This window comes from Alteromonas sp. ABM1_013, from assembly GCF_056160505.1.
This window is the reverse complement of sequence record NZ_JBSWXH010000002.1, coordinates 862,825-869,840: the sequence shown is the minus strand read 5'-3', so window position 1 is coordinate 869,840 and position 7,016 is coordinate 862,825. Positions and strand designations below refer to the sequence as shown.

The 7,016-nt window shown below is 42.4% G+C and carries 4 protein-coding genes and 1 rRNA gene; 3 read left to right on the top strand and 2 right to left on the bottom strand.

Annotation, left to right across the window (positions count from 1 at the left end; all coding sequences use genetic code 11):
• Positions 1 to 361 (bottom strand): 16S ribosomal RNA (locus tag ACXAGK_RS08400); the annotation flags it as partial.
• A 483-nt stretch (positions 362 to 844) separates the two neighbouring features.
• Positions 845 to 1,645: a CDP-diacylglycerol--serine O-phosphatidyltransferase gene (gene pssA, locus ACXAGK_RS08395; protein WP_118493465.1), complete on the bottom strand. Its 801-nt coding sequence runs from the start codon at positions 1,643 to 1,645 to the stop codon at positions 845 to 847.
• Between the two features lie 370 nt (positions 1,646 to 2,015).
• On the opposite strand from pssA, the gene xdp1 (ACXAGK_RS08390) reads away from it, so the two are divergent.
• The 3 genes from xdp1 (ACXAGK_RS08390) to prsT all read left to right on the top strand — a co-directional run bounded on the left by xdp1 (ACXAGK_RS08390) (position 2,016) and on the right by prsT (position 7,001).
• Entirely contained in the window at positions 2,016 to 2,954 is a 939-nt protein-coding gene (gene xdp1, locus ACXAGK_RS08390; RefSeq protein WP_474855577.1) for an exosortase-dependent surface protein XDP1, read from the top strand.
• Between the two features lie 162 nt (positions 2,955 to 3,116).
• Entirely contained in the window at positions 3,117 to 4,082 is a 966-nt protein-coding gene (gene xdp1 / locus ACXAGK_RS08385; RefSeq protein WP_474855575.1) for an exosortase-dependent surface protein XDP1, read from the top strand.
• Between the two features lie 105 nt (positions 4,083 to 4,187).
• Positions 4,188 to 7,001: an XrtA/PEP-CTERM system TPR-repeat protein PrsT gene (gene prsT / locus ACXAGK_RS08380; protein WP_474855573.1), complete on the top strand. Its 2,814-nt coding sequence runs from the start codon at positions 4,188 to 4,190 to the stop codon at positions 6,999 to 7,001.
• The last annotated feature ends 15 nt before the right edge of the window (positions 7,002 to 7,016 follow it).

Below are 7,016 nucleotides of genomic sequence, written 5' to 3'. Positions count from 1 at the left end.
CAATATTCCCCACTGCTGCCTCCCGTAGGAGTCTGGGCCGTGTCTCAGTCCCAGTGTGGCTGATCTTCCTCTCAGAACAGCTAGAGATCGTCGCCTTGGTAAGCCTTTACCTTACCAACTAGCTAATCTCACTTGGGCCTCTCTTTGCGCCGGAGCCGAAGCCCCGTTTGGTCCGTAGACATTATGCGGTATTAGCAGTCGTTTCCAACTGTTATCCCCCTCGCAAAGGCAAGTTCCCAAGCATTACTCACCCGTCCGCCACTCGTCAGCGAAGTGCAAGCACTTCCTGTTACCGTTCGACTTGCATGTGTTAGGCCTGCCGCCAGCGTTCAATCTGAGCCATGATCAAACTCTTCAATTAAATATATCGAAATATGAATCGTCGTTGTGACACTCTTAACGAGTGCCCACACAGATTGTCTTGTCTAAATTGTTAAAGAACGTAGCAGCTTCGCTGCCATTCACTAGAAGCCGTTGCTTCTTAGTGACTCACCCTGTTCGAGTGAGGTGCGCATTATACGCTGGAAGTTTTCGTTGTCAACACTTTTTGAAAATTTATTTTCTGAAGCGTTTCTTCAAACTCCCGTCTTTACTGGCCTATATAGGTAGTAGAGACTTACTTCAGGAGGGTTGCTGTTTTGCTTTTCCCCCGAAGCGGATGCGCATTTTAGGGAAATGAGCGCTCACGTCAACACTTATTTTAAATAAATACAAAAAAAGCGACCATTCGGTCGCTTTTCACTCTATTCGTTCATTTTGCAGGCAGATTTATCGGAAAAAGCTCTGTTTAATAACACTAAAAAAGATTATCCCTCTTTTCATAAAGACTAGAACTGCCTACTTACTACTTAGAGACGTCTTCACTTTCGCTTTGGTTCTTTTTGTCAGCATTGAAGTCCGCGTCTTCTTCATGATCGCCTACCACGTCATCTAAAGTCACTTTCTCTACCGTGCGGAAAGTATTAATAGGCCCTGCCAGTGCATACAAAGCAAATACTAAAAACAGTACAAGCGCTGGCTCTGTTGCAACGACAACGAATATTAGAAGCACTAATAGAAGGCCAACGAATGGAACCTTGCCATGCCAGTTAACTTCTTTGAAAGAATTATACTTAAAGTTACTCACCATAAGTAAGCCAGCTAAACCAGTTACTGCGGCCACAATCAACCCGTAGTCAGTCCCTACTGCATCATACTCGACACCAACCCAAACAAGACCGGATACAACTGCCGCTGCCGCTGGACTAGCAAGACCTTGGAAGAAACGCTTATCAGCGATGCCAACCTGTGTATTGAAGCGAGCTAGACGCAATGCTGCACCGGCTACATATACAAATGCAGCTAACCAACCTAACTTGCCTAGTTCTGTTAATCCCCAATTATAAGCAACAAGTGCAGGTGCCATACCAAAAGAGACCATATCGGCCATAGAGTCATACTCTGCGCCGAAATCACTTTGCGTATTTGTCATTCTAGCTACTCGTCCATCCAGCCCATCAAATATCATTGCCACAAAAATTGCGACAGCGGCTGCTTCAAAACGACCGTTCATTGACGACACAACAGCAAAGAAACCAGAAAACAAACCTGCTGTTGTTAATAAATTGGGAAGTAAGTATATCCCTTTACGTTTTTGTTCAGACATATGTCCTCATACTTCTACATATACAATTGCGTTAATTATTTCATAGATATCTAGGAACGCATAGCAAAGTAAAAATACAGTGTCTTTACCTGCATGTTTTTACCCTGCTTCGATAAAGCAAATAGTATTCGCTATTCTATCGCCGACATTACTAGCAGCAGCTCCTAGAAGCCTCAGTCGCCTAAGGAATCCCTTCAACTGAGTCTAATAACTAGGTATACGGCAACATACCTTAAATAGGTCACCGTTCATATATCATACAAGTCCATGTTGAAATTAGGTACTTACTAAGTGTGCGCCTATAGAAAGGTGCAACGCTTTCTTAGTATGTACTAGAAGCGAAAAGCGCTTCTTTTATAGGAAAGCAATTATGCTATTACTTCCAAAACACTTTTCTTTGAAGTCTGTATTACTAGTCTCCACGGCTTTGCTATCCACGTTAAGTGCTAATTCAGCATATGCCACCTACTATTATACCAAGCAGAGTTATTCACATTGCGGTTCGTCAAGTCAAACATCAGAACAAAGCAAAGTATGTAATTCACCGTTAGGTGAATACAATTATGACTTGGTAGATAACAAAGTAACCCAGAACTCCCCGACGAATGATTCCATCGTTCAAATAGACGGGCTAAATATAAACATGTCTGCCTTTTCTGATACGCATGGAATTACTGGGGAAACCGTAGTCGGCGCGAAGCTAGAGAAAATATCTGACAAGTGGGCTTATGGTGTTACCAATAATGATGAATCAAATTACCGCGGCAGTGCAGACCATGCCATTGATAACCTTAACTACTTTTCTGGCGGTAGCGATAACTCGGACTACTACAGATTCACAAACGTAGAACGCGATTATGATTTTGTTTTGCTATCGTTCGATTCTGCGGTAACGCTTACCGGCGCTAGCTTTTCTTGGCTATACAATAGTAACGATAGTCAAGTCTCTGTAGCAGCGCTTGGAAATACGGAGAAATTAACCTCTGGTGTGAACACGTGGAGTGATATTGTTGAAAATGCCCTAACGTCTGCCTCATTTGATATAGAGAGCTGTGAATATTTAGATCACCGCGCTGACTTTACGTTCACCGAGTCGGCCCAATATTGGTTGGTGGGTGCTTACAATACTGTATTTGGTAAAATTGACGGAAGAGTGGGCAACGACGCGTTCAAACTTGCCAACATTGGTTTCTCTGTCACAGAATCAACAGGTACACCAGGTACTACCGAAGTGTCTGAACCTGGAACTATCGGACTACTCATGGCTTGCTCACTCTTCGTCATGTGGCGCCGCAAAAAACTTATTTAACGATATTAGACTTTAGATCACTGGCAGGTGGTACAACCTGTCAGTTTTTTTTACTAAGACCGAACACTCCCCAAAATACTCCTTCAAATTCAACAACATAAAAAATGGCACAGTAAATGCTTAGAGACAATATAGTGTTTTCATAGTATTTGTGGTCCAAAAATGAAATTGAAACAAATTTTAAGCATTCCCCTTTTTCTCCTACCGTTTAGTGCAAGCATATATGCTAGCGATAGAGCGTTAGAAGAAGCTACTTACACGCTTGTTGATGGTAATGGTAATACCACTGTTACTAATATCTTTAAGAGTACAGATGCTTCTCAAGGTATTTTAATCGACGGCATTAACGTCAAGGTTTCAGTTTCAGCATGGAGTGACACAGGAAGTAAGGCACTAACCTATGACTTCAACACGAACTCATGGGATGAAGGTACAGAAGATCAGTCTGTGAAAGAAGCGTCTCTGGTCGATTACATAAACTGCAGCATCAATAAACGTGGAAACTGTAGATCTGGCACGCAAGCATACGGTTACGGTATGACGAACCAAGATCAAGCTTTGTATTACAATAGTAATGGAGATCCTGTGCCTTGGGGAGACAGCCACTCTGTTGACAACTTCAATGACCGTGGTTTAAGAGACTTTGACATGGTCCTACTATCGTTTGAGCAAGAAGTCGTCTTAACAGGCGGTACTTTCTCTGCAAATTACTACGATGGCGGCGAGAAAAACGATGTCACTGTTGCAGGCCTCGACTATGACAAAGCGAACGCTTTGTTTACCGGCACTAGTGACTTTACGTGGTCAGATGTAAGTGACACCGTAATTGCTGGCGCACTTGGCCATTTCGACATTAGCGAAACAAAAAATTCAGATAACTATTATGAATCTTCATTCACAAAGAAACTGACCGCCGCTAAGTATTGGCTTGTTGGCGCCTACAATACTGTATTCGACCAAAGCGCAAGCGGCTCTGTTAACAAAGTTGGCTTTAAGCTTTCATCGCTTACTGTTGGGTTAGAGCAAAAAAGAACGCCTCCTCCAACAGAAGTTAGCGAACCAGGTGCCCTAGCACTAATGAGCTTAGGTTTAGGTCTTGTGCTTTACAGACGTAAACGTCGCGTTTAATTGTTTAAAAACGCTTAGAAAACACGTATCTTTAAAAGGTGGCTTAGGCCACCTTTTTTTATGCTATTTTTAAGCCAGTGGCTAGGCTAAGTTTCGAAGGTTTATATGGATTTTTTTAATAATAAAAAGCGAATTGTACATCGCGCTATTATCTCTGCAGTTGCCTCATCGTTAATCACTTTCAACAGTTTTGCTACTACATCAGAAGATTACGAAAAAGCGCTCACCGCGTTTAATCAAAACGAATACGATGAAGCCTATATTCATCTTAAAAATAGCTTACAGAAAGACCCTGAAAATCTAGCTGCAAAGATACTAATGGGTGAAATACTGCTTATAAACGGCTACCTAACCGCGGCCGAGATGGAGTTCGTAGAAGCGCTTGAAATGGGTGCCGATATTAACCTTCTTGCAGAGCCGCTTGGCAACACATGGTTGTTCTTGAACAAATACAAAGAGGTTGTAGAGTTTTCTGATTTAAACAAGCTGTCGGGTGATGCAGAGCGCGAGTGGCTTTTAATTCGTGCAACCGCGTGTATTAGGTTAGAAGATGAGCAGTGCGCCTTACGAGACTACAACACCATCGTTTCCCGTACGCCAGACTTCGTGCCTGCCATTAATGGTCTAGCCTCTATTGCCCTTCAAAATGAAGATTTAGCCAAAGCAACGTCTCTTATCAACAAAGCCATGTCGTTAGAACCTGAAAACGCGATAACATGGCGTTTGAAAGGGCAACTGGCATATCGACAAGGAGATACTGATGCGGCAACTGCACATTTACAAAAAGCCCTGACGTTTAACCGCGATGACCCTATTGCACTGCGTAATCTAGTGGACTTGTATTTAGAAGCGAAAGACTACGATACAGCAAAGCTATTCGTAGATGAGATCATTGAAGATACGCCTAATGATCCTTTGGCCATTTTACTTAATAGTTGGTTGCAAAGCAGAGACAACCAACAAGCTATTGATAACGAGAAGCTAAAAGAGCTTAATGATTTTATGGCACAGCTTGATCCTGAGCTCATAACTTCTCAACCCATGTTGCTCTACATAAGCGGTTTAACAAACTTCTTTAATAACAACATGGAAACGGCCGCAAAAGACTTTAATGGCTATTTGCAACAGGAGCCTGATGACCTACAGGCAGTATTGATGCTAAGCCAGGTCTATATGGCGACACAGCAAGATAAGCAAGCGCTTGCCCTACTTGAACGCCATCAAGATGCGTTGATGGAAGACCCCGACTCGGCACTTCTTCTAGGAGACTTATTTATTCGCCAGAACAAAGCGTTTAAAGCTGAACGCTTATTGCAAAACCTCGAATATAAGTACCCGAATGAGAACAAACTCCAGCTGTTTAAAATCAAATTAATGGCTGCCAGAGGTAAACAGGACGAAGCGCTATCAATTCTTGAAAAGAATTTGCCGACCTACAAAGATAACGCGGGTTTTCTTTTCACTTATTCATTAATGAATTTACAAGCACAGCAATTCGATAACGCGCTGAAGGGTGCAAATTTACTAAGTAAGCTTTTTCCTGATGAAGCTGAAGTGTACAACCTAAAAGCCGGTATTTTGATTAGACAAGGTCAATTGGAGGAAGCTAAAGACAACATCGAGAAAGCGCTAGCGCAAAACCCTACCCTCTTTCCAGCAAAATTCAATTTAGCAGCTACAGAGAGTCGTTTAGGAAATGTAGAAAAATCTAACCAACTTGTAGAAGAGCTACTTGCTTTGTCCCCTCAGCATAACGAAACATTAATGCTAAAGGCGTTTAATTTAACCAAAGCGGGCGCCGTAGAAGACGCGAAGCAAATTTATCTTGATATATTAACGCTCAACCCTTCGAATGTCGGTGCTAGAGAGCGCATTTCATCTTTATACCAGCAGCAAGGCGACATTAAGAACGCACTGTATCATTTAGATTTGCTTATAAAAGATGATTTCGACAATGCTGACTACCTTCTTCGTAAAGCTGCGCTTCAGCTATCAAATAATCAGCGAGCTGATGCGGAAAAAACGCTAAGCATTGTAAGAAACTTTATTAACGACGATGCTGGAAAGCTTATCGCTTATGCTGACCAAGCTCGCAATTTAGGAAATAACGAAAGCGCTCTAGGTGCCATGGCGCGCGCTTACGAAATAGCCAACACGAGTACTTTTGTAACTTTGCGCTATACCAGCTTATTGTTAGATTTACAGAAAAACGATAAAGCACAGTCGCTATTAGCGACCATTCCAGCAAACCAGCGAGAGAATCCGGTCTATCACTTTCTGAAGGGAAGATTAGCTGCGAATAAGGGTAATGATGAAAGCGCAATTGACGCTTTTGAAAAAGCACTAGACGTGGATGCTTCTTTTGCACAGGCATTTATTGCGATCTACAACTACGCATTAAACGAACAGTTTGTTGATGTTTTTTTGAAAACCGCGCGAAAACTAGTGAGTGAAAATGAGAGCAACCTGCTAGCTAAAAATCTGCTGGCTCAGTACCTTTTCTTTATACAAGAGTTCGAGGAGTCAACAGCACTCTATAAAGAGCTTATTGAAGAGCCCAACCTACTTAACCCTGCTGAGGCCTTCAACCGCTTAGCTATCATGCATATTGAAAAATCGCTAATTACCGCGAAAAACTATGCGCGACAAGCTTACGAACTGCAGCCTAATTCTTCGAAAATACTAGATACCTTCGGGCACATTAAAGCGCTACAGGGAGATTATGAGGGTAGTCTTAAAATGCTTAGAGACGCTTTCGCAAGGGACGCTAATGACCCTAACATCCGCTATCACCTTGGCTACACGCTTGCAAAACTCAATAGAATTGAGGAAGCGAAAAAAGAGCTAGAGTATGCAGTAAATGTAGAGCGACCTTTCTTTAGACGTCCGCAGGCTAGAGCATTATTAGAGAGCCTGTAAGGCTCTCTACGAATA